Source organism: Lentzea sp. NPDC051213, assembly GCF_044455585.1.
GTDB lineage: Bacteria > Actinomycetota > Actinomycetes > Mycobacteriales > Pseudonocardiaceae > Lentzea.
The window spans coordinates 393156-419330 of sequence record NZ_JBITEX010000003.1 but is presented as its reverse complement, the minus strand read 5'-3'; the positions used below and the strand labels follow the sequence as shown (position 1 = coordinate 419330).

The window sequence follows — 26175 nt, the reverse complement described above, 5'->3', positions numbered from 1 at the left end:
GCGGGCCGCACGAAAGTTGCTGTGACCCCGAAAACGCCTGGGGTGGCGGTGGTCCTGAAAGACTGGGGAGCTCCCTGATGGACACGTCGGTCGACGAGGTGGTCCAAGCGCTTCGTGCGTCCATGTTGGACAACGAGCGGTTGCGCCGGCGCAACGTCGAGCTCACCGCGGCGAGTGCGGAACCGATCGCCATCGTCGGAATCGGGTGCCGCTATCCCGGTGAGGTAGGCGGTCCTGACGAGTTGTGGCGACTGGTCGCGGAAGGAGTCGACGCGATCGGAGGTTTTCCAGTCGACAGAGGCTGGGAGATCGAGGACGGGGACTCCCTTGCACAGCAGGGAGGTTTCGTCCACGGCGCGGCCGAGTTCGACGCGGAGTTCTTCGAGATCTCCCCGCGTGAGGCCGCCGCGATGGACCCGCAGCAGCGGTTGCTGCTGGAGACGTCGTGGGAGGCGCTCGAACACGCGGGCATCGCTCCCACCTCGGTGCGCGGGCAGCGGGTCGGCGTCTTCGCCGGCAGCAACGGCCAGGACTACGTGGCTTTCCTGGCGAGGTCCGCGGAGGCGGAGGGATACGGCGTCACCGGTGCGGCCGGCAGCGTGATCTCGGGCCGCGTGTCGTACGCGCTCGGTCTCGAGGGGCCGTCGGTCACCGTCGACACCGCGTGCTCCTCGTCGCTGGTCGCCGTGCATCTCGCGGTGCAGGCGCTGCGCAACGGCGAATGCTCACTCGCACTGGCCGGTGGCGTCACGGTCATGTGCACGCCGGGAGGGTTCGCCGAGTTCGCCAAGCAGGGCGGTCTCGCGTCCGACGGGCGGTGCAAGGCCTTCGCCAACTCGGCCGATGGCACTGGCTGGGCAGAAGGCGCGGGCGTGCTCGTGGTCGAACGGCTGTCCGATGCACTGAACAACGGGCATGACGTCCTGGCCGTGATCCGCGGATCCGCGGTGAACTCCGACGGCGCGTCCAACGGACTGACGGCGCCCAACGGCCCGTCCCAGGAGCGGGTGATTCGGCAGGCTCTCGCGAACGCGCGGTTGTCCGCCGACCTGGTGGACGTAGTCGAGGCGCACGGCACCGGCACCGTGCTGGGCGACCCGATCGAGGCGCAGGCTCTGCTGGCGACCTATGGCGCACGGCGGGAGCGACCGCTGTGGCTGGGGTCGATCAAGTCGAACATCGGCCACACCCAGGCGGCGGCCGGTGTGGCCGGAATCGTGAAGATGGTCATGGCGATGCGGCACGGGGTGCTGCCAAGGACCCTGCACGCCCGGACGCCATCGTCCCATGTGGACTGGTCGGCGGGCGCCGTCGAACTGCTCACCGAACAGGTGCCGTGGCTCGCCGGCGACCAGCCCCGCCGGGCGGCCGTCTCGTCGTTCGGCGTGAGCGGGACCAACGCGCACGTCATCCTCGAAGGGCCCCCCGCCGCGGACCCCGTTCCGGCCGCGCCGCGCGAGCCCGGCGTGCTCCCGTGGTTGTTGTCGGCCAGGACGGAGAGCGCGCTGCGGGCCCAGGCACAACGGTTGCTCGACCACCTGGGCGAGGACGCCGGACCCGCGGACGTCGGCTGGTCGCTCGCCACGACGCGCGCCGCGCTCGGTCACCGTGCCGCGGTCGTCGGTGGTGACGTTCACGAGCTGGTCCGGGGCCTGAGGGCGCTGGCGGACGGAACATCCGGTCCCGGCGTCGTGCGGGCGCCGATCACCGAGGGCGCTCTGGCGTTCGTGTTCTCCGGTCAGGGCTCGCAGCGAGTCGGTGCCGGCCGTGACCTGTACGCCACGTCCGAGGTGTTCGCCGCCGCGTTGGACGAGGTGTGCGCACATCTCGACCCGTTGCTGCCCCAGCCGCTGCTCCCGGTGCTGTTCGCCCAGGAGGACTCCGGCGACTCCGCACTGCTGGATCGGACCGACTTCACCCAGGCTGCTGTGTTCGCGATCGAGGTCGCACTGGTCCGGCTGCTCGAACACCACGGCGTCCGGCCGGACTTCGTGAGCGGCCACTCGGTCGGCGAGATCACGGCGGCGCACGTCGCGGGAGTGCTCTCCCTGGGCGACGCGTGCGTTCTGGTCGCCGCGCGCGGACGGCTCATGGCGGCACTGCCCGCAGGCGGCGCGATGGTCACGATCGAGGCCACCGAGGAGGAGGTTCTGGCCTCGCTCACCGGTCATGAGCACGAGGTGGCCGTCGCCGCGGTGAACGGTCCCACGTCCGTCGTGCTCTCCGGCGCCGAGGAGCGCGTCCTGGAGATCGCGGCGAGGTGGGAGGAGCAAGGCCGCAAGACGAAGCGGCTTCGCGTCGGCAATGCCTTCCACTCGCCGCTGATGGACCCGGTGCTGGCCGGCTTCGGAAGTGAGATCGCGGGACTGGAGCTGAACGCGCCGCGCATCCCCTTGGTGTCGAACGTGACGGGCCGCGTCGTGGAACACCACGAGTTGACGTCACCGGACTACTGGGTGCGGCACGTGCGGAAGCCGGTTCGCTTCGCTGACGGCGTGCGCGCGCTCGCCGAGGCTGGTGCGGCGATCTTCTTCGAGGTCGGGCCGAGCTCGGTGCTGTGCGCGGCAGGCGACGACGTTCTCGGCGACGTCGACGGCGCGTTGTTCGTGCCGTCGTTGCGCGCCGGGCATGACGAGGTGACAGCGTTCACCACCGCGTTGGCGCGGTTGCATGTGCACGGTGCCGAAGTCGGGTGGGCCGCGTTCTTCGCCGACAGGGGAGGCAGGCGCGTTGCCCTGCCCACGTACGCCTTCCAGCGCAAGCGTTACTGGCTGGACGGCGTGCAGCCGATCGGGTCGGGTGCCGCCGGGCACCCCTTCCTGGACACCCGCGTGGAGCTGCCCGCCTCGGGCGGGGTGCTCTACTCCGGAGCGATCTCGGTGGACGCGCAGCCGTGGCTCGCCGACCACGTGGTGCTCGGGGCCGTTCTGGTGCCAGGCACAGCGTTCCTCGAACTGTGTCTGTGGGCGGCGGGCGAGTTCGGCGCGGGCGGCGTGGAAGAGCTGACGGTCGAGGTACCGCTGGTGGTGCCGGACGAGCGGCCGGTCCGTCTGCAACTCATCGTCGAGGATTCGGACGCGTCCGGCCGGCGAGCGCTGAGCGTCTTCGCCCGGACGGACGGCGAGTCGTGGGTGCGGCACGCCGGTGGTGTGCTCGCTCCCGTGGCCACCGCTGTGCCCGGTTCGTTCCCGTGGCCGCCGGAGAACGCTGTTCCTGTTGACGTACAAGGCTTCTACGACGACCTGGCGGCGGTGGGCTTCGGCTACGGCCCGGCGTTCCGCGGCATCCGTGGGGCGTGGCGAACCGACAGCGCGCTGTTCGCGGAGGTCGCGCTGGACCCCGCACACCGGGCAACCGCTGGATCGTTCTCGGTGCACCCGGCGCTGATGGACGTCGCGTTGCACCCGATGGGGCTGGCCGCGGACGACCAGCGGGCTGTGCTGCCGTTCACCTGGCGCGGGGTTTCGTTGCACAGCAGCGAGTCAGCGTCGTTGCGCGTGAGACTGACGCGACGGACGGACGACCGCGTCCAGGTGCTCATGACCGACGACGCGGGTGCCGCGGTGTGCGTCATCGACGAACTCGCGCTGCGCCCGGTGTCCTCGCGGGACCTCGGCGGCCGCTCCCGGTGGCTGTTCCGGGTGGAGTGGGTGCCGGGCACCCCCGTGTCCGGCGAGGACGTCGACGCCGTGGTCGTGCCGTGCCCACCTGACGGGGCGCACGCATCCCGTTCGCACTCGGTGCTCGCGCGGATGCAGGAATGGCTGGAGGAGCCGGACTCGCCCGCCAGGCTCGTGTTCGTCACCAGCGGGGCGGACGGCCCCGCCGGCCCACCGGTCGACCCGGCGGGTGCCGCTGTGTGGGGACTCGTGCGGTCCGCACAGGCCGAACACCCCGGCCGGTTCGTCCTGGTGGACGTCGACGACTTCGGTGACCTCGACAGTTCCGTCACCTCGGCGCTGCGCACGGGCGAACCTCAGGTGGCCGTGCGGGCAGGCGCGGTGTTCCTGCCGCGGCTCGCGCGCGTCGAGGCACAGCCGGCATCGGACGGTCCGCGGTGGAGCCCGGACGGTACTGTGCTGATCACCGGTGGCACGGGCGAGCTCGGGCGGTTGCTCGCCGGGCACCTGGTGAGGACGCACGGGGTCCGGCACCTCGTGCTGGCGAGCAGGAGCGGTGGCGCCAGCGAGCTGAGGGACGAGCTCGCGGCTCTCGGTGCGACGGTGCGGATCGAGGCCTGCGACGTCGGAGACCGGGAGTCGGTGCGACAGCTGCTGGCGGGGATCTCCTCCGAGCACCCGCTGACGGCGGTCGTGCACGTGGCCGGGGTCGTGGATGACGGCGTGCTCGCCGAGCTGACCCCGGAGCGGGTGGACCACGTGCTGCGCCCGAAGGCGGACGCCGCGTGGCACCTGCACGAGCTGACCCGGCACATGGATCTTTCGGCGTTCGTCATGTTCTCGTCCGCCTCGGGCGTGTTCGGCAATGCCGGACAGGGCAACTACGCCGCCGCCAACAGCTTCCTCGACGCGCTGGCCGTCCTGCGCCGCGCGGAGGGCCTGTGTGGACAGTCGCTGGCGTGGGGTCCCTGGGCGACTGACGGCGGAATGGCGGGGGTGCTCGACCGGACCGCGCGGGCGCGGCTCGCGAGCAGCGGCACGACCCCGTTCTCGGCTGAGCAGGGCTTGGCGCTGTTCGACGAGGCGATCAGCCATGACGACGCGCTGCTGCTGCCGATCGGGCTGAACCCGCAGGCGGTGTGGACCGCGACCGGCGGACGAGTTCCCGCGTTGCTGAGCGGCCTGGTTCCCCGTCGAGGCACACCGCCCCCGGTGAGCACCGGGGTGCTCGACGCGCTCGCGGAGGCGGATCCCGCCGAGCGCGACGAGGTCCTTCTCGAGCTGGTCCGCACGCAGGCGGCGACCGTGCTGCAGTACGCGGACGGTGAGCCCATCAGTCCGCGCAAGGCCTTCAAGGAACTCGGCATCGACTCCCTGACCGCCGTGGAGCTGCGCAACCGTCTCAACGAGGCGACCGGGCTCCGGCTGCCGGCCACTCTGGTGTTCGACTACCCGACACCGGTCGAGCTGGCCGGTTTCCTCGCCGCCGAACTGTCCGGTGCCGTCGTCGAGATGCGGCCGCGGGGACAGGCCGTGCTCGACGACGACCCGATCGCGATCGTCGCCATGAGCTGCCGCTATCCGGGTGGCGTGCGGTCACCGGAGGACCTGTGGCGACTGGTGGCCGACGGCGGTGACGCGATCTCGGTGTTCCCCGCCGACCGCGGCTGGGACGTCGAACGACTGCACGCCGGGGCATCGGTCGCGCACGAGGGCGGTTTTCTCTACGACGCCGCTGAGTTCGACGCGGCGTTCTTCGGGATCTCCCCGCGCGAGGCCGTGTCGATGGACCCGCAGCAGCGACTGCTGCTCGAGGCGTCGTGGGAGGTGCTGGAGCGTGCGGGCATTCCCGCGGAGTCGTTGCGGGGCAGCAGCACCGCGGTGTTCGCGGGCGTGATGTACCACGACTACGGCACCCAGCTGGCCGCCGTTCCGGAGGAGGCCCAGGGCTTCCTGAGCACCGGTATGGCGGGCAGTGTCGCGTCGGGCAGGGTCGCGTACACCTTCGGGTTCGAAGGACCCGCCGTCACGCTCGACACGGCGTGCTCGTCGTCGTTGGTGGCGTTGCACATGGCGTGTCAGGCGCTGCGCAACGACGAGTGCACGCTCGCATTGGCCGGCGGTGTGACCGTCATGTCCACACCGACCGTGTTCGTCGAGCTGTCGAGGCAGGGTGGTCTGTCGCCGGACGGCCGGTGCAAGTCCTTCGCGGAGGCCGCCGACGGCACCGGCTGGGGTGAGGGTGTCGGAATGTTGTTGCTGGAAAGGCTTTCCGACGCCCGGCGCAACAACCACCAGGTCCTCGCCGTCGTGCGCGGTACGGCGGTCAACCAGGACGGCGCGTCGAACGGGCTGACCGCGCCGAACGGACCGGCGCAGCAACGGGTGATCCGGCAGGCACTCGCCAACGCCGGTCTGTCCACTTCGGACGTCGACGTGGTCGAGGCGCACGGGACCGGCACCCGGCTCGGTGACCCGATCGAGGCGCAGGCGTTGCTGGCGACCTACGGGCAGGACCGCGAGCAGCCGTTGTGGCTGGGCTCGATCAAGTCGAACATCGGGCACACGCAGGCGGCCGCGGGTGTAGCCGGTGTGATCAAGATGGTGATGGCGATGCGGCACGGGGTGCTGCCGAAGTCGCTGCACGCAGGACAGCCCTCGACGGAGGTGGACTGGTCGGCCGGTGCGGTCGGCTTGCTGACCGAGAACCGGGACTGGCCGGCAGACCGCCTCCGTCGTGCGGGGGTCTCCTCCTTCGGCATCAGCGGCACCAACGCCCACGTCATCATCGAACAGCCGGAGCTGGATCGTCAGGACTCCGTCCACGCGAGCCCGGCACTGCTGGACGGCCAGATGCCGCCCTGGGTGCTGTCGGCGCGGGATGGCGCCGCCCTGAGGGCGCAGGCCGCGCGACTGTTGGCGCATCTGGAAGAACGCCCTGGTCTGGCTCCGCTCGACGTCGGGACGTCGCTCGCGGCGAGGACGCGGTTCGCACAGCGCGCTGTGCTGGTCGGTGACGACAGGTTTGCCGCGCTTGCCGGACTCGCCGGATCGGACTCGCCGAACGACGTCGTGACCGGGCGGGCGCTTGAGGATCCTCGGGTGGCTTTTGTGTTCCCGGGTCAGGGGGCGCAGTGGGCTGGGATGGCGTTGGAGTTGATCGAGTCGTCTTCCGTCTTCCGCGAGCACCTCGGCCGATGCGCTGACGCGTTGCGCCCGTACGTCGATTGGGACTTGTTCGCGGTGCTGACCGGTGAACCCGGTGCGCCACCGCTGGATCGTGTGGATGTCGTGCAGCCTGTGCTGTTCGCAGTCGGGGTCGCGCTCGCTGAACTGTGGAAGGCCGCAGGTGTCGTGCCGGAAGCGGTGATCGGGCACTCCCAGGGTGAGATCGTCGCCGCGCACGTCTGCGGCGCGTTGAGTTTGGCTGATGCGGCGCGTGTGGTCGCGTTGCGCAGCAAGCTGATTGGTGCGGAGTTGGCTGGGCGGGGCGGGATGGTTTCGGTGTCGTTGCCGGTGAAGGCGGTGACGGATCTGCTGCGGGAGTGGGACGAGTTCGCGCTGTCCGTGGCGGCGGTCAACGGTCCGGGCACCACGATCGTGTCCGGTGCGGCTGGGGCGATTGAGGAACTGCTCGTCCGGTGTGCGGCCGAGGGCGTGCGCGTCCGCCGTGTCCCGGTGGACTACGCGTCCCACTCGACCCAGGTGGAAAGCATCGAGGACGAACTCGTCGACGCGCTGGGCGGCATCGAGCCGAGGTCGTCGGTCATCCCGTTCTACTCGACGGTGACGGGTGAGGTGCTCGACACGGCAGGCCTGGATGCTGGTTACTGGTACCGGAACCTGCGGTGCACGGTGGAGTTCGAGCAGGCCACCCGCGCCGCGGTGGAGCGCGGCATCGGGGTGTTCCTCGAAGTGAGCCCGCATCCCGTGCTGGTGCCGTCGCTGCAGGAATGTCTTGACGAGGAGAACGCGGTCGCGGTCGGTTCGCTGCGCCGTGACGACGGGGGACCTCGGCGCTGGCTGACCTCGTTGGCGGAGTTGCACGTCCACGGGGTGCCGGTCGAGTGGCACGTGTTGTTCCCCGGTGGTCGTCAGGTGGATCTGCCGACCTACGCGTTCCAGCACGAGCGGTACTGGCTGACGTCCGGGCCGCTCGCCACGGACCTGGCGTCGGCGGGGGTCGACGGCGCCGCGCACCCGTTGCTGGGCGCGGTCGTCGCGTTCGCCGAGGGCGATGGTGTGGTGCTGACCGGTCGGCTCTCCGCGCACGAGCAGCCGTGGTTGCTCGACCACTCGGTCTCTGGGGTCGTGCTGTTGCCCGGTACCGCGCTGGTCGAGCTCGCGATCCGGGCGGGCGATCAGGTGGGGTGCCCACACGTCGAAGAACTGACTCTGCACGAACCGTTGGTGTTGCGGTCCGGCGTGACCGTGCAACTCCGGGTGGACGAACCGGGTGAGGACGGCCGATCTGCGGTCCGTGTGCACTCCCGGCCGGAGAACGGCGCGTGGACGTTGCACGCCACGGGCGTGCTCAGCGAGCACGTACCCGAGGTGCCGACGATCGAATGGCGGATCGACGACGCCGAGGAGGTCGACGTCAGTACCGGGTACCAGGAACTCGCCGGCGCGGGGTACGAGTACGGCCCCGCTTTCCAGTGCCTGCACCGGGTGTGGCGGCGCGGCGGCGAGGTGCTGGCCGAGATTCGTCTGCCGGAGGAGCAGCACGCCGACGCCGCGAGGTTCGGGGTGCATCCCGCTTTGTTCGACGCCGCTCTGCACGCCGCGCCGTATCTGGCGGGGCGTGCTGATGGTGGTGCGCACTTGCCGTTCGCGTGGGCCGGCGTGACCTTGCACGCCAGCGGTGCCACGAGCGCAAGGGTGCGACTGTCCGAATCGGACTCTGGTCGGCTCACCGTGACCCTGACCGATGAGAACGACGCGCTCATCGCGACAGTGGAGTCGCTGGTGACACGGCCGGTGTCCGTCGCGCGGCTCGCCGGTGCCCGCACTCGTGCCGAGGACTCGCTGTTCTGCCTCGACTGGACGCCCGTGACGGTGTCACCGCTGGTGTCCGCAGATACGATCGCCCTGCTCGGTACCGACCCGTTCGGTGTTTTCGGAGACGTTGCCGCGTTCGACGACCTGGACGCGCTTCGTGCCGCGATGCACGACGACGCGGCGCCGGAGACCGTCGTGGTCTGCCGCCCGTCCGGGCCTGCCGACTCCTCGGCCGTGCACGCCGCGGCGCTGGAGACGTTGGCGCTGCTGCAGTCCTGGCTGGCCGACGACCGGTTCGCCGCGTGCAGGCTGGTGCTGGTCGCCTCCGGCACCGACCTGCCGGGAGCAGCGACGTGGGGGCTGGTCTCCTCGGCGCAGAACGAACATCCAGGCCGGTTCTCGCTCGTCGACTGCGACGAGCACGCGGACTCCGAGACCGTGCTCCGCGCGGTGCTCACCAAAACGGAGCCGCGGTTGCGGATCCGTGAGGGGGTTGTTACCGCACCGCGAGTGGTCCGGCTGGGGGAGCACGACGTGTTGCAGCCGCCCGCTGCGCAGCCGTACCGGCTGGCGACCACGGGCAGGGGCACGATCGAGGACCTCGCGCTGGTGCCCTGTCCTGAAGTGCTCGAACCGCTGGGGCCGCACGAGGTTCGCCTCGGTGTGCGTGCCACGGGCATGAACTTCCGTGACGTGCTGGTGGTGCTGGGCATGTACCCGAGCTCCGGTGGCCTCGGTATCGGCGGTGACGTCGCGGGCGTGGTCCTGGAGGTCGGCAGCGACGTCCCAGAGCTTGTGCCGGGCGACCGGGTGATGGGCATGGTGGCCGAGTCGTTCGGACCGGTGGCCGTCACCGATCATCGCCTGCTGGTCCGGATCCCGGACAGCTGGTCGTTCACCCAGGCGGCGACCGTGCCGGTGGCGGGCGCGACCGCCTATTACGGCCTGTGCGACCTCGCGAACGTCGGACCTGGTGACGCGGTGCTCGTGCACGCGGCTGCCGGTGGTGTCGGCACGATCGCCGTGCAACTGGCCCGTCACCTGGGCGCTGAGGTGTTCGGCACTGCCAGCCAGGGCAAGTGGGATGCGTTGCGGCGCAACGGTGTGGACGCGGACCACATCGCCAGCTCGCGTTCCTGCGACTTCGAGCAGCAGTTCCTCGACGTGACCGGTGGACGTGGTGTCGACGTGGTGCTGGACTGCCTCGCCGGCGAGTTCGTCGACGCGAGTCTGCGTTTGTTGCCGCGTGGCGGCCGTTTCGTCGAGATGGGCAAGACCGATGTGCGCGACTCGCAAGAGGTGGCTGAACGGCATCCCGGTGTCCAGTACCGCGCCTACGACGTGATGGAGGCGGGGCCCGACCGGACCCAGGAGATCCTGCTGGCGCTCGTGGACCTGTTCGAATGTGGTGCCCTGCAACCGATGCCGATCACCATGTGGGACATCAGGCACGCCCGTGAGGCTTTCCGCGCACTGGGCCAGGCTCAACTGGTCGGCAAGGCGGTGCTCACGATTCCCCCAGCCCCTTGGGTGGAGCCGGGAACTGTGCTGATCACTGGAGGCGCCGGAGCGTTGGGTGCGCTGGTGGCCCGGCACTTGGTGACCCGGCACGGTGTGCGCAACCTGCTGCTGACGAGCAGGCGAGGGCTCGCCGCCGATGGCGCGCGCGAACTCGTGGATGAACTGTCGGGCTTGGGCGCGCACGTCGAGATCGTGGCCTGCGACGTGGCCGACAGGGAGGCGCTGGGCCGCGTGCTCGACGACGTTCCGGACACCCGGCCGCTCACCGCCGTGATCCACGCTGCGGGGACGCTGTCCGACGGCCTGGTGGAGTCGTTGACCGCAGAACAGGTCCGGCAGGTCCTCCAGGCCAAAGTGGACGGAGCGATCAACCTGCACGAGCTGACCAGTGGGACATCGCTCTCGGAGTTCGTGCTGTTCTCCTCGATGGCAGGAGTGGCCGGCGGGCCGGGTCAGGGCAACTACGCCGCGGCGAACGCGGTGCTGGACGCTCTGGCGGGCCACCGCAGGACGCTGGGCCTTCCGGCGACCTCGCTCGCCTGGGGTTTCTGGGAACAACGCGGTGCGATGACAGGAGCTGTCACCGGCACCGACGTGGAGCGGATGTCCCGTGGGGGTGTGCTGCCGCTGTCGAACGAGGACGGACTGGCCCTGTTCGATCTGGCCTCGTGCAGCGATCTGCCGCTGCTCATGCCCATCGCGCTCGACGTGCGTGCGCTGGCCGCCGGCGGCGATGTTCCGCCGCTGTGGTCCGCGCTGGTGCCGGCGGCCGGCCGGCGCGTCCTGCGTGCGGCGGCTGCGGGGATCGGCACCGGGCCCTCGCTGGCCGATGACCTGTCCGGGCTGTCCGCGGCGGAACGGGATCGGGTGCTGCTGCAGCTGATCAGGGCCAACGCGGCGAAGGTGCTGGGCCATCCGGACCCCGGCGCGATCGGGCCGAGGCTCGCCTTCACCGAGCTGGGGTTCGACTCCCTGCTCGCGGTGGAGTTCCGCAACCGGCTCGCCTCCCACACCGGGCTGAAGCTGGCTCCGGCCATCGTGTTCGACCACCCCACGCCGGAGGCGCTCGCCCGCCACCTGCACGACCGGATGTTCCCCGGCGGGGCCGAGGGCAACGCGCACCTGTCGGTGCACGTGGAACTCGACCGGCTGGAACGGGTCCTGCTGTCGGTGGAACCGGACGACGCCGAACGAGCCGTGGTCGCGGAGCGGTTGCGGCACCTTCTGGGCACGTGGAGCAAGAGCGACGGGACGACCGGTGCCGCCGCCGACCAGGACCTCGAATCGGCGACCGAGGAGTCGATCTTCGAGTTGATCGACAGGGAACTCGGCTCGGCGTGACGCCGGCCTTCGCCAACCCGCACGGGAGATGAAGACAACCATGAACGACGACCGGTACCTCGACTATCTCAAGCGGCTCACGGCAGATCTCCGGGTTGCCCGCCGAGGCCTGAAGGAGATGACCGAGCGGTCGCACGAGCCGATCGCGATCGTCGCCATGAGTTGCCGCTTCCCCGGAGGCGTGGAGTCTCCGGAAGACCTCTGGCGCGTGGTCTCGTCCGGGCAGGACGCGATCACCGGCTTTCCGGAGAACCGGGGCTGGGACGTCGACCGGTGGTACGACACCGATTCGAGCCGATCGGGCACGTCGTACACCCGCAGCGGGGGCTTCCTGCACGACGCGGGCGACTTCGACGCGGAGTTCTTCGGCATCAATCCGCGGGAGGCGCTGGCGGCCGACCCCCAGCACCGCTTGTTGCTGGAAACCGCCTGGGAGGCCGTGGAACGCGGCGGCATCACGCCCGAGTCGCTGCGCGGTACCCGCACCGGCGTGTTCGTCGGCCTGACCTACCACGACTACCTGCAGGCGATGGGAACGCCGTCGAAGGAACACGAGGGCTACCTCGCGACGGGCAACTCGGGCAGTGTCGCCTCTGGCCGCATCGCCTACGCGCTGGGGCTCGAGGGCCCTGCCATCACGATCGACACGGCGTGCTCGTCTTCGCTGGTGGCACTGCACCTCGCCTGCCTGTCGCTGCGCGCGGGCGACTGCTCGATGGCGCTGGCCGGCGGTGCGACGGTGATCAGCACGCCGTCCTCGTTCGTCGAGTTCTCCCGGCAGGGTGGGCTGTCGCCGGACGGGCGGTGCCGGGCTTTCGGTGCGGGGGCTGATGGTTTCGGCATGGCCGAGGGTGTCGGTCTGTTGTTGGTGGAGCGTTTGTCGGACGCGGTGCGCAACGGTCATCCGGTGTTGGCGGTGGTGCGCGGGTCGGCGGTGAACCAGGACGGTGCTTCCAACGGTTTGACCGCGCCGAACGGACCGGCACAGGAACGGGTCATCCGTGCGGCCCTGGACAACGCTCAACTGTCCACAGCGGACGTTGACGTGGTGGAGGCGCACGGCACCGGGACTCCGTTGGGCGATCCGATCGAGGCCGGTGCGTTGCTCGCGACGTACGGGCAGGGGCGTGAGCGGCCGTTGTTGCTGGGGTCGGTGAAGTCGAACATCGGTCACACGCAGGCGGCGGCGGGTGTGGCGGGTGTGATCAAGATGGTGGAGTCGTTGCGGCACGGGGTGTTGCCGCGCACTTTGCACGTTGATGGGCCTTCGCCTTATGTGGATTGGTCTTCTGGTGCTGTCGAGCTGCTCGTCGAGAGCGTCGGGTGGCCGGAGGCGGGGCGTCCGCGGCGTGCTGGTGTGTCGTCGTTCGGGATCAGCGGTACCAACGCCCACGTCATCATCGAACAGGCTCCGCCGGTCGAGGAAACGGTTACCGGCTCCGGACTCACCGGTGTGATGCCGTGGGTCCTGTCGGCCAGGACTCCGGAGGCTTTGCGGGCGCAGGCCGCACGACTGAAGTCCTATGTGGATGAACGTCCGGAGTTGCCGGTGGCCGACGTGGCGTTTTCGCTGGCGACGTCGCGGGCGGCGTTGGGGCATCGTGCGGTGGTGGTGGCGGCCGATCGTGAGGGTTTGCTGGGGCAGCTGGCGGATCTGGCTTTGTCTGGTGCCGTTGTGGATGGCCGGTTGGCGTTGTTGTTCTCGGGCCAGGGTGCGCAGCGTTTGGGCATGGGGCGTGGGTTGTACGAGGCGTTTCCGGTTTTCGCCGAGGCTTTTGATGCTGTGTGCGCAGAGCTCGGCAGTTCGTTGCGTGATGTGGTGTGGGGCAGTGATGAAGCGGAGTTGAGCCGGACCGGGTGGGCGCAGGCTGCGTTGTTCGCGGTTGAGGTGGCGTTGTTCCGGCTGGTCGAGTCGTGGGGTGTTCGGCCGGACTTCGTTGCTGGGCATTCGGTTGGTGAGGTTGCTGCTGCGCATGTTGCTGGTGTCTTCTCGTTGGAGGACGCGTGTGTGTTGGTGGCGGCGCGTGGTCGTTTGATGGATGCGTTGCCGTCGGGTGGGGTGATGGTGGCGGTGCAGGCTTCGGAGTCTGAGGTCGTGTCGTTGCTGCCGGAGGGTGTGAGTGTGGCGGCGGTGAATGGGCCGTCGTCGGTGGTGTTGTCGGGTCCGGCGGATGCTGTCGCTGAGGCTGAGGTCTTGCTGGCGGGTCGGAAGGTGAAGCGTTTGCGGACGTCGCATGCGTTTCACTCGTCGTTGATGGATCCGATGCTGGGCGAGTTCGGTGCGGTGGTGTCGGGTCTGACGTTTTCGGCGCCGCGGATTCCGTTGGTGTCGAACGTTTCCGGTGCGGTCGCTGGGGATGAGGTGTGTGCGCCGGAGTATTGGGTGCGGCACGTGCGGGAGACCGTCCGGTTCGCGGATGGTGTGCGTACGTTGCAGGCCAACGGCGTGACCGCTTTCCTGGAGTTGGGTCCGGATGGTGTGTTGTCCGGGCTGGGGCAGGAAAGCGTTGCGGAGGCGGCGTTCGTGCCTGCGTTGCGTGCGGGTCGTGATGAGGCGACCGCGTTGGTGACGGCGGTGGCACGCTTGCACGTCCGGGGTGTCGAGGTCGATTGGGCGGGTTTCTTCGCGGGGCGTGGTGTGCGGCGGGTGGATCTGCCGACGTACGCCTTCCAGCGCAAGCGGTTCTGGCCTGCCGTGGTGAACTCGAACAAGCCGGACGCCGTGGATTCCTGGCGCTACGACATCGCGTGGCGGCCGTGGACGCCGGAACGGACGTTGTCCGGGTCCTGGCTGGCCGTGGTGCCTCCGAACGGTGAGGACCAGGTGCCTGAGCTGGGCGTGCCGATGCGCACGCTCGTCGTGGACCCCGGTGCCGACCGCGAACGACTCGCAGAGGCACTGCGCGAGTGCGGCGGCGACGACCCCACCGGCGTGATCTGGTTCCCTGCAGTGGACGAGCACCACCCGGACCTGCCCGAAACGTCGCTGGTGCTGGTGCAGGCACTGGGTGACGCCGGCATCGAGGCTCCGTTGTGGACGGTCACCCGAGGCGGCGTGACGACGGGTGCGCCCGGCGAGGTGGTGCGTCCCGGACAGGCGTCGGTGTGGGGGTTCGGCCGGGTCGTGGCGCTGGAGCACCCCGAGCGCTGGGGCGGCCTGATCGACCTTCCGGAGGAGGCGGACGAGCGCGTCGCGGGCCTGCTGGCCGGTGTGCTGGCGCAGAGCGGCGAGGACCAGATCGCCATCAGGGGCGAGGAAGTTCTCGTCCGGCGGCTGGTGCCGAACCCCGCTGGACAGCAGCCGGTCGCGCAACCCTGGCGGCCGAGTGGCACGGTCCTCGTCACCGGTGGCACAGGTGGGGTGGGAGCCCAGGTCGCCCGGTGGCTGGCCGCGGGTGGCGCGGAGCACGTGGTGCTGCTGGGCCGCCGGGGTTCCGAGGCGGAGGGCGCGGCGGAGCTCGAAGCGGAGCTGGTGGCGTCCGGCGCACGGGTCTCGGTGGTGGCGTGTGACGTCGCTGACCGGGATGCGCTGGCGGAGGTGCTGGAGAGGCTTGAAGCCGAGGGGTCCGCAGTGCGGGCGGTGTTCCACGCCGCCGGGGTGACCAGCCCCGCCCTGATCGTGAAGACGTCGGTGGCGGACCTCGCCGCGGAGAACGCGGCGAAGGTGCGCGGCGCCCTCAACCTGGACGAGTTGCTGGGTGACCGCGAGCTGGACGCGTTCGTGTTGTTCTCGTCCACCGCCGGTGTGCTCGGCAACGGCGGGCAGGCAGCGTACGCGGCGGGCAACGCGTTCCTCGACGCGTTCGCCGCACAACGCCGTGCTCGCGGCCGGGTCGCGACGTCGGTGGCCTGGGGCGCGTGGGCGGATGGCGGCATGGCCGCGCTCGCGGGGACCGAGGACTTCCTGCGGCGGCGCGGAGTGCGCGCCATGCGCCCGCGCCTGGCACTCACCGCGTTGCAACGGGTGCTGGACCGCGACGAGACCTCGGCCGTCGTGATGGACCTCGACTGGCGGCGATTCGCCGAGCTCACCCCGGTGTGCCCCGCGCTGCTGCGGGAGGTGCCGGAACTCGCCGGCGGGCAGGTGGTTCCGGCCGATCCGGCGGGGACCGAGCGGGACCGTCTGCTCGGCCTGCCAGAGTCCGACCGCGAGCAGGCGTTGCTGGAGGCGGTGCTGCGCCGCGCCACGTCCGTGCTCGGTGCCGATGAGCTGATCGACCCGGACAGGGCGTTCCGGGACCTCGGGTTCGACTCGCTGACGGCGGTCGAACTGCGCAACGAGCTCACCGCGGCGACCGGCCTGAAGCTGCCCCCGGCGGTCGTCTTCGACTTCCCGACCGCACGGACACTCGCCGGCCACCTGCTCGACGAACTGTTCGGTGGTGACTCGGCGGCCCACGTCCCGCAGACAGCGGCCGTGGCGGGCGACCCCATCGCGATCGTCGGTATGAGCTGCCGCCTGCCCGGCGGTACCGGGTCGCCGGAGGAACTGTGGCAGCTCGTGCTGTCCGGTGGTGAAGCGATCACCGGCTTCCCGGAAGATCGCGGCTGGGACCTCGGTTCGTCCGATGTGGACTACGTGCGGCTCGGCGGGTTCGTCGACGGCGCTGGCGGGTTCGACGCGGGACTTTTCGGGATGTCACCGCGAGAGGCGCTCGCCACCGACCCCCAGCAACGGCTCGTGCTCGAAGCCGTGTGGGAGGTGTTCGAACGTGCCGGGATCGCGCCGACGTCGCTGAAGGGCAGCAGTACCGGGGTCTTCGTCGGGTGCGGCACACAGGGCTACGGGATCGCCGCTGACATGTCCGACGATGTCGGCCTGCATCTGATGACCGGCATCAACGGCTCCGTCGTCTCCGGTCGCGCCTCGTACGTGTTCGGCTTGGAAGGCCCCAGCGTCACCGTCGACACGGCATGTTCGTCTTCTCTCGTCACGCTGCACATGGCCGCGCAGGCGTTGCGGAACGGGGAGTGCTCACTGGCGGTCGCCGGTGGTGTCACGGTGATGGCGACCACCGCGTCGTTCTCCGGGCTCTCCGGACAGGGAGGTCTCGCCGCCGACGGCCGGTGCAAGGCGTTCGGCGCCGGTGCGGACGGCACGGTGTGGGCGGAAGGCGTCGGCATGGTGCTGCTCGAGCGGTTGTCCGACGCTCGTCGCAACGGCCGCCAGGTGCTCGCGGTGGTGCGCGGCTCGGCGATCAACTCCGACGGTGCGTCGAACGGCCTCACCGCACCGAACGGCCAGTCGCAGCAACGGGTGATCCGCGCGGCGCTGGCCGGTGCCGGACTGTCCACTGCGGACGTGGACGTGGTGGAGGCGCACGGCACCGGTACCGCGCTGGGCGACCCGATCGAGGCGGGTGCGCTGCTGGCCACCTACGGCCAGGACCGCGAGCAGCCACTGCTGCTCGGGTCGCTGAAGTCCAACATCGGTCACACCCAGTACGCGGCGGGCGTGGCGGGCGTCATCAAGATGGTCATGGCGCTCGGGCACGGGGTGCTGCCCAGGACGTTGCACGTCGAGGAGCTGTCGCCGCACGTCGACTGGTCGTCCGGGACGGTCCGGCCGCTGACCGAGGTCACGCCGTGGCCGGTGACGGACCGCCCCCGCCGGGCCGGCGTTTCGAGTTTCGGCATGAGCGGCACCAACGCACACGTCGTGCTGGAGCAGGGCGATCCCGAACCGGAGCAGGCGGACGAGCCTGCCGGCGACGTCACCGTGCCGCTGGTGCTGTCCGGGGCGACGGCGGCGGCGCTCGCCGAGTCCGCGGCACGGCTGCGGGCGCACCTGGGCGGCGCCGACCAGCCGAACCCCGTGGACGTCGCTCACGCGCTGGCCACCACCCGCGCGACGCTCTCCTTCCGGGCGGTGGTGACGGGTACCGGCCGGGAAGAACTGCTGCGCGGCCTCGACGCCGTCGCCCGTGGCGTGGCCGCGCCCAACGTGGTCGTCGGTGAAGCCGGGACCGGAGGCAGGCCGGTCTTCGTCTTCCCCGGCCAGGGTGGTCAGTGGCTGGGCATGGCGCGGGAGTTGCTGACGGCGTCGCCCGCCTTCGCACGACGCATGACGGAGTGCGCCGAGGCCGTCGATCCGCTGGTCGACTGGTCCCTGCTCGACGTCGTGTCCGATGTGGACGGATCGGAGCTGGGCCGCGTCGAAGTGCTGCAGCCGGTGCTCTGGGCCGTGATGGTGTCGCTCGCGGAGCTGTGGGCCTCGTTCGGCGTGCGCCCGGCGGCCGTGGTCGGTCACTCGCAGGGTGAGATCGCCGCCGCGTGCGTGGCCGGCGCGCTGTCCCTCGCGGACGGCGCGAAGGTGGTCGTCGTGCGCAGCCGCGTCGCCGCTGAGTCGTTGGTTGGACGCGGTGGCGCGGTGGCGGTGGCCCTGTCGGCCGAGGACGTCGCCAAGCGCTGGCCAGAGGTGTCGATCGCGGTCGTCAACAGTCCGTCGTCCGTCGTGTTGTCCGGCGATTCGGTGGTGCTCGCGGGCATCGCCGATGACTGCGCCGCCGATGGTGTGCGGGCAAAGATCTTTGCCACCGGCTTCGCGTCTCACTCCGAGCAGGTGGACGCGATTCGCGATCGTCTGCTCGCCGAGTTCGCCGACGTGGTTCCGGCGCCTCCCACGTTGCCCTTCTACTCGACGGTGACCGGTGACTGGATCACGACGGCCGCCTTCGACGCGGACTACTGGTTCGCGAACCTGCGCCGGACCGTGGGCTTCGAAGGCGCCGTCCGGGGACTGGAGAGCGCCGGGTACGGAACCTTCGTCGAGGTGGGTCCTCATCCCGTGCTGATGGCGGCGGTGCGTGAGACGCTCGACGCCGCGGGAGCCGACCGGGCGGTGGTGACGGGCACGCTGCGCCGTGACGACGGTGGCCTGCGCCGGGTGCTGAGCTCGGTCGCCGAACTGCACGTGCGTGGCGTCGGCGTCGACTGGTCCGCCGTGTTCGACGGGCGCGGTGTGCCGCAGGCCGACCTGCCGACCTATCCCTTCCAACGCCGTCACTACTGGTTGACGGCGGCGCCCGCGGACGACCGCGGCACCGCCGACCCGGTTGACACCGCTTTCTGGGAGACCGTCGAACGTGAGGACCTCGCCTCGTTGACGGCCGCACTCGGCGTCGACGAGGACGCGTCTCTCGGCGCGGTTCTCCCCGCTCTCTCCGCGTGGCGCCGCCGCCGTGCCGACGAGTCCGTTGTGGATGGATGGCGGTATCGGGTCGGCTGGCGTCCGGCGGCGGGGAGCGTCGCGGGAGCGCTCGACGGCCGATGGCTGGTCGTCGACGCGGGTGACCCGGTGGCCGGTTCGGTCGTCAGCGGTCTGGCCGGCGCCGGTGCCGAGGTCGTCCGGCTGTCGATCGGCGACGACGTGATCACGAGGGACGACCTCGCGGCCCGGCTGGACGGTAGCGACCTGCGAGGCGTGGTTTCCCTGCTGTCGCTGGACGAGACGTCCGGACTGGCCTGGACGCTCGCGCTGACGCAGGCGCTGGGTGACGCCGCGGTCGACGCGCCGCTGTGGACCATGACCCGGGGCGCGGTGTCGATCGGGAGGTCCGACCCTCTGACCAGCCCGCGCCAGGCGCAGGTGTGGGGCTTCGGGATCGTGGCGTCCCTCGAACTGCCGCAACGCTGGGGTGGTCTCGTCGACCTGCCGGAGGTGCTCGACGAACGCGCTTCCGCCCGGCTTGCCGGTGTGCTGGCGAGCGGTGCGGAGGACCAGGTCGCGGTGCGGCCGTCCGGCGTGTTCAGCCGCCGGATGCTGCCCGCCCCGGCGCCGCAGCGGCCGGAATCTCGTTGGCGGCCCCGTGGCACGGTGCTCATCACCGGTGGCACGGGCGCACTGGGCACCCACGTCGCGCGCTGGCTGCTGGCGACGGGCGCGGACCGGGTCGTGCTGACGAGCCGCCGCGGCATGGACGCGCCCGGTGCCGCCGATCTCGTGGCGGACCTGGACGGCCGCGCGACGATCGCGGCTTGTGACGTCGCCGACCGCGCCTGTGTGGCCGAGCTGCTCGACCGCGTCGGCCCGGTGACGGCGGTCGTGCACGCGGCGGGTATCTCCACCGGCACGTTCATCGGCGACCTCACCGCGGAGGACATGGCAGGCTCGCTGGCGGCGAAGGTCTCCGGTGCGGTCAACCTGGACGAACTGCTCGCGGGGCAGGAACTCGACGCGTTCGTGCTGTTCTCGTCCGGTGCCGGTGTCTGGGGCGGTGCCGGCCGGTCCGGGTACGCCGCGGCCAACGCCTTCCTCGACGCGTTCGCAGAGGACCGGTGCCGGCGTGGCCTGGCGGCGACCTCGGTCGCGTGGGGAATGTGGTCCGGCGGGGGCATGTCCGCCGAACTGCCAGAGGAACTGGTCAGCGGCATGGGAATACGCGGCATGCGGCCCGAGCTCGCGATCGGCGCGTTGCAGCAGGCGCTCGACCTGGACGAGGTCCTGCTCACGGTGACCAACATGGACTGGGAGCGGTTCGCACCGACGTACGCCGTGGCGAGGCCCCGGCCGTTGATCAGTGAGATTCCGGCGGCGGCAAGGGCGTTGCGCGCCGAGACCACCGGGCAGCAGCACGCGGACGGGCTCGCCCTGCTGGCCGGCCTGCCGGAGTCCGAGCACCACCGCACGGTCCTCGACCTGGTGCGTGCTCAGGTCGCCGCGGTGCTCGGCCACGACTCGCCGGACGAGATCGGTTCGCACAGGGCGTTCCGGGAGCTGGGCTTCGACTCGGTGACCGCGGTGGACCTCCGCGGCCGGCTCATCTCGGCGACCGGGGTGAAGTTGCCCGCCACGGCGGTCTTCGACCACCCGACACCGGTCGCGCTCGCGGATCACCTGCTCGCCGAACTCGTCGGGGAACGCCCGTCCGGCGCGGTCGCCGGGCCGGTCGCCGGCGTCACCGACGAGCCGATCGCGATCGTGGGCATGGCCTGCCGCTTCCCCGGTGGTGCGGCTTCGCCGGAGGAGCTGTGGCGCCTGGTGGTGGACGGCGCCGACGTCATCGGCGACTTCCCGGTGGACCGGGGCTGGGACGTCGAGGCGCTTTACGACCCGGAGCGCGGTCGTCCAGGTACCACGTACGTCCGCAGCGGCGGGTTCCTCGACGACGCTGCACACTTCGACGCGGCCTTCTTCGGCATCAGCCCGAGAGAAGCGGTCGCCATGGATCCGCAGCAGCGACTGATGCTGGAGACCTCGTGGGAGGCGCTGGAACGGGCGGGTCTCGACCCGCAGTCGTTGCACGGTGCGCAGGTCGGTGTGTTCGCGGGTGCCAGCGATATGGGCTACACCGCGTTGGCCACCGCCAACGAGGCCTTCGAGGGACACCTAGGTACCGGAAACGCGGCGTCGGTGCTCTCGGGCCGAGTGGCCTACGCACTCGGGCTTGAGGGTCCGGCGATCACCGTCGACACGGCCTGCTCGTCGTCGCTCGTCGCCCTCCACCTCGCCACGCAGGCGTTGCGCCGAGGCGAGTGCTCGCTCGCGCTGGCAGGCGGCGTCGCGGTGATGTCGACGCCAGGGGGATTCATCGACTTCAGCCGGCAGAACGGCCTCGCGCCGGACGGGCGGTGCAAGTCGTTCTCCGATGCCGCGGACGGAACGGCCTGGGGCGAGGGCGCGGGCGTGGTCGTGGTCGAGCGGCTGTCCGACGCGCTGCGCAACGGTCACCGGGTGTTCGCGGTCGTGCGTGGCAGCGCGGTGAACTCCGACGGCGCGTCGAACGGCCTGGCGGCACCGAACGGGCCGTCACAGCAACGAGTCATCCGGCAGGCCCTGGCCACCGCGGGGCTCGCACCGTCCGATGTGGACCTGGTCGAGGCGCACGGCACCGGTACCACGCTGGGCGATCCGATCGAGGCGCAGGCGTTGCTGGCCTCCTACGGCCAGGACCGTCCCGCGGACCGGCCGCTGTGGCTAGGGTCGCTCAAGTCGAACATCGGCCACACCCAGGCAGCGTCCGGAATCGGCGGCGTGATCAAGGTCGTGATGGCACTGCGCGCGGGCCTGCTGCCAAGGACCTTGCACGTGGGGACGCCGTCGTCGCACGTCGACTGGTCGGCCGGCGCCGTCGAGCTGTTGACCGAGGCGCGGGAGTGGCCGGAGTCGCACGCGCCGCGTCGTGCGGGGGTCTCGGCGTTCGGCATCAGCGGCACCAACGCACACGTGATCATCGAGCAGGCTCCGGAAGCCGTGGCCGTGGCGGTGACGAACCGGATCGCGCCGGTGGTCCCGCTGCCCGTGTCCGCGCGCAGCGGTGCGGCGCTGGTGGCTCAGGCCGATCGGTTGCGACACCACGTGGAGGAGGCGGCCGACCTCGACGTCACGGACGTCGGCTGGACGTTGTCCACCGCGCGGTCGTCGTTCAAGCACCGCGCGGTCGTGCTCGCGAGCGATCGCGGCACCGCGATCGCCGGGCTGGCCGCGGTGACCGCGGAGGAACGCGCGAACCCCGGCCGCACGGCGCTGCTGTTCGCCGGGCAGGGTGCGCAGCGCCTCGGCATGGGCCGTGAGCTGTACGAGGCGTTTCCCGTGTTCGCCGAGGCGTTCGACGAGGTGTGCGCGCGACTGGACGCCGAACTCGACCGGCCGCTGCGATCCGTCGTGTGGGAGGCGCCGGACGCGGACCTGCTCGACCGGACCGTGTACACGCAGAGCGCGTTGTTCACGCTCGAGGTCGCGTTGTTCCGGCTGCTGGAGTCGTTCGGGATCAAGCCCGCTCACCTGCTGGGACACTCGGTGGGCGAGCTGGCGGCCGCGCACGTCGCAGGCGTGTTCTCGTTGGACGACGCCTGCCTGCTGGTCGCCGCCCGCGGACGGTTGATGCAGTCGTTGCCACCGGGCGGGGGGATGGTGGCGGTCGGCGCTTCGGAGAACGAGGTGCTGGCGCTGCTGCCGGAACGCGTCGAGATCGCCGCGGTCAACGGTCCGTCATCCGTCGTCGTCTCCGGTGCGGACGACGCGCTCGATCGGTTGCTGGAGCTGTTGACCGCGAGCGGTTTCCGCGCCAAGCGGCTGCACGTGGCGCATGCGTTCCACTCGCACCTGGTGGAGCCGATGCTGGCGGAGTTCGAGGCGGTGGCCGCACGGGTGGCCTACTTCCCGCCCGCGGTTCCCGTCGTGTCGAACGTGACGGGCCGGCTGGCAGGAGCGGAACTCTGCACGCCCCAGTACTGGGTGCGGCACGTGAGAGAGGCCGTGCGTTTCGCTGATGGTGTGCGGTGCTTGGTGGAGAAGGGCGTCACGACGTTCATCGAGCTCGGCCCGGACGGAGGACTGTCCACCCTGGTGTCCGATCCGGCCGGCGGCGTCGAGTCGATTCCGTTGCAGCGCAGGGATCAGGACCCCGTGCGGACGCTGGCCGAAGCGTTGTCGGCGGCCTACGTCCGCGGCCTGCCGGTCGGCTGGGCCGCGTGGTTCGGCGGTGTCGGCGCGGACCGGGTGGACCTGCCGACCTACGCGTTCCAGCGCAACCGCTTCTGGTTGACCGGCAGTCTGTGGTCGAGTGACGAGCAGGCGGGCACGGGGCACCCGTACGTCGACGCGGTCGTGCCGCTGCCGGACTCCGGCGGAGTGGTGCTCACCGGACGGCTGAGGCGGCGGGGAGATGCCGAGGTCCTCTCGGCCGGCGGGTTCCTCGAACTCGCCGTGCTCGCCGGTGACGAGGTCGGTTGCCCTGGCATCGCGGAACTGACGCTGTGCGAGCCGCTCGTGCTCCCCGAACGCGGGGTGGTGCACGTCCAGGTGTCCGCCGGAGCCGCCGACCAGTCGGGCCGGCGTGTGCTCAAGGTCCACGCCCGCCACGGTGACGTGTGGGTCCTGCACGCGACCGGGATGCTCACCGGCACACCCGAGGACGCCCCTGCCTTCCTGGGAGAGGAGGCGTTCGTCGAGGTGGCGCTGCCAGCCGAGGACGCGGAGGACGCCGGTCGGTTCGGGCTGCACCCCGCGCTGCTGGACGACGCGTTGAGCGCTGCCGCGACTTTGACAGGAGACGAGCACTGGGCCGACTGGCGAGGTGTGGTGGTGCATCGGAGCGGAGCCACCTCGATGCGGGTGCGGGTCGTCAGCGGCCCCGACGGGATCTCGCTGCACGGCACCGACGCGTCCGGAGCACCGGTGGTGACCGTCGATCGGGTGGGAATCCGTTCGATCGGACGACGCGGCACCGCGCTCGACTCGCTCTTCGAGCAGTCCTGGCTTCCGTCCACTGTGGACGTGTCGGTAACGGCGCCGTGCGTGTGGCTCGGCGAGCAGGGGGAGGCGAACCTCCACCGGTACCCGGACCTCGGCACTGTGGAGACCGCGATCGACGCGGGCGCTCCGGTGCCAGGACTCGTCGTGCTGTCGTGCCGGAGCGAGCCGGGTGACGACATCGCCGTGAGCCTGGCCTCGTCGGCGCGACTGGTGCTCGACACCCTTCAGCACTGGATCGCCGACGACCGCTGGCAGAACTCCCGCCTCGTCGTGCGGACCACGCAGGCCGTTTCGGTGCACCGGCAGGACGCGGTGCGGGATCCGGCCGCCGCCGCGGTGTGGGGCCTGGTGCGGTCCGCGCAGTCGGAACACCCCGGCCGGTTCGTGCTGATCGACGTCGACGACGCACCGGAGTCGCTCGCCGCCGTCGTTCCCGCCGCCCTGTCCGGTGAGCCGCAACTGGCGATCCGCGGTGGCGCCGCGTTGTCCCCCACGCTCACCCGGTGGACGGGGGTGATCGAGGAGGGGTTCATCGCGGACGGGACAGTGCTCGTCACGGGCGGCACCGGCACGCTGGGCGCGCTGGTGGCACGGCACCTCGTCACCGAGCACGGCGCGCGGCGGCTTGTGCTCGCCGGCAGGAGCGGGCCGCGTGCTGCCGGGGCTGCGGAGCTGTGCGCGGAGCTCACCGGGCTCGGGGCGGTCGTGTCCGTGGAGGAGTGCGACGTCTCCGACCGCGCGTCCCTCGCGGCGCTGCTGGGCCGGATCACCCCCGAACACCCGCTGACCGCGGTCGTGCACGCGGCGGGGATCGTCGACGACGGCGTCCTCTCGTCACTCACCCCGGAACGCCTCGAAGGGGTGCTGCGGGCGAAGGTGGTGAGCGCGTGGCACCTGCACGAGCTGACGGCCACCGCGAACCTTTCGGCGTTCGTGTTGTTCTCCTCGGCCGCGGGCACGCTCGGCACGCCAGGTCAGGCAAGCCGTGCGGCGGCCGGCGCCTTCCTCGACGGCCTCGCCGCCCACCGCACGGCACTCGGCCTTCCCGCGGTTTCCGTCGCGTGGGGCGAATGGGCTGAGACCGGTCTGTCCACTGAGGAGGGTCTGGAGCTGTTCGACGCGGCGTGGTCGCTCGGGAAGCCGGCGCTGGTCGCGACGAGGCTGGACACGTCGGAGTGGACGACCGAGGTGCCGCCGATGCTGCGTGGCGTCATCCGATCGCGCAGGCCGGCCGCGGCCTCGGGTGCGGCTTCCGGTTCGTTGCGCGACAAGCTGGCGGGTGTGGCCGGGCCAGACAGGCAGGCAGCGGTGCTCGACGTGGTGCGCGGTCTTGTCGCCGACGTGCTCGGCCACTCGTCGGCGGAGGAGGTCACGCCGGACCGGGTGATCGCCGAACTCGGGTTCGACTCGGTCACCGCGGTCGAACTGCGCAACCGGCTCAACGTCGCCTGCGGACTGCGGCTCCCCGTCACCGCGGTCTTCGAGCACCGGGACGTGGCCGGACTCGCCGACCACGTGCTCGGCGAACTCGGTCCGGTGCGCGAGGAGACGATCGCGCAGGGGCCCGACCCGATCGTCGAGCTGTTCCGCTCCGCGTTGCGCGACGGTCGTTGGGACGACGGCTTCCGGTTCCTCGGTTCGGTCGCCGCCCTGCGCCCGGCGTTCTCGTCGGCCGACGGTCTGGGCGGCGCCTACACGCCGGTCACGCTGGCCCGCGGCCCGCGGCCGGCCCTGGTGTGCTTCCCGTCGCCGATGGGCATGGGCACACCACTGCAGTTCGCCAGGTTCGCGGCGCACTTCCGCGGGGACAGGGACTTCGCCGTGCTGCCGATCCCCGGTTACGCGGAGGGAGAGCCCCTGCCCGCCTCCATCGAGGCGGTCGTCGAGCTCTACGCGAACGCGGTCGGTGAGATCGCGGCGGATGGTCCGGTGGTGCTCGCCGGTTACTCGGCAGGAGGGTTGTTCGCCCATTCCGTGGCCAGGTGCCTCACCGACCGGGGAACGCCGCCGTCCGGGCTCGTCCTGCTCGACACCTACGTGCCGTCCGAGGACGAGTCCACCGAGGCCACCGGTCAGGTGTTCGCCGGAGCCTTCGACCGGCAGGACCGCTTCGGGGAGTTCGAGAGCAGCTCGTTGTCGGGCATGACGAGGTACATGGAGCTGATCAGGAAGTGGCAGGACGGGCCGGTCGAGGTGCCGTTCCTGCTCGTCCGCCCTGAAGAGCTGTTCACCGTGGACTTCGGCAGCGAGCGGCCGGACACCGACGAGTGGCGGTCCAGCTGGCCCGGAGCCGATCACGTGCTGGAGGTGCCTGGTGACCACTTCACGATGATGGAGGGCTGGGCCCCCGTCACCGCTGCGCGCGTCGCGGAATGGCTCGGCGACAGGGAGTTGTGAGCCGTTGAGAGGGCGTTGCAAGACAGGCACAAGGGGCTCTGCCGGACAGTTTCCGGGAAGTGTGACTTCTGGGGGTAGCGGTGCTGGAGCAAGCGATGG

The 26175-nt window shown here is 70.9% G+C and carries 1 protein-coding gene and 1 pseudogene; both read left to right on the top strand.

All coding sequences use genetic code 11. The features are described from left to right. Positions 1 to 110: 110 nt before the first annotated feature. A pseudogene (locus ACIA8G_RS15245) lies at positions 111 to 11483 on the top strand (SDR family NAD(P)-dependent oxidoreductase); the annotation flags it as partial. 28 nt (positions 11484 to 11511) lie between these two features. Then, positions 11512 to 26076, top strand: a complete 14565-nt coding sequence (locus tag ACIA8G_RS15240; RefSeq protein ID WP_396419053.1) for a type I polyketide synthase — start codon at positions 11512 to 11514, stop codon at positions 26074 to 26076. The last annotated feature ends 99 nt before the right edge of the window (positions 26077 to 26175 follow it).

Bases quoted from the DNA above. Each gene is read 5' to 3' on its own strand.
- ACIA8G_RS15240 (WP_396419053.1), top strand. From the start codon at position 11,512: ATGAAGACAACCATGAACGACGACCGGTACCTCGACTATCTCAAGCGG.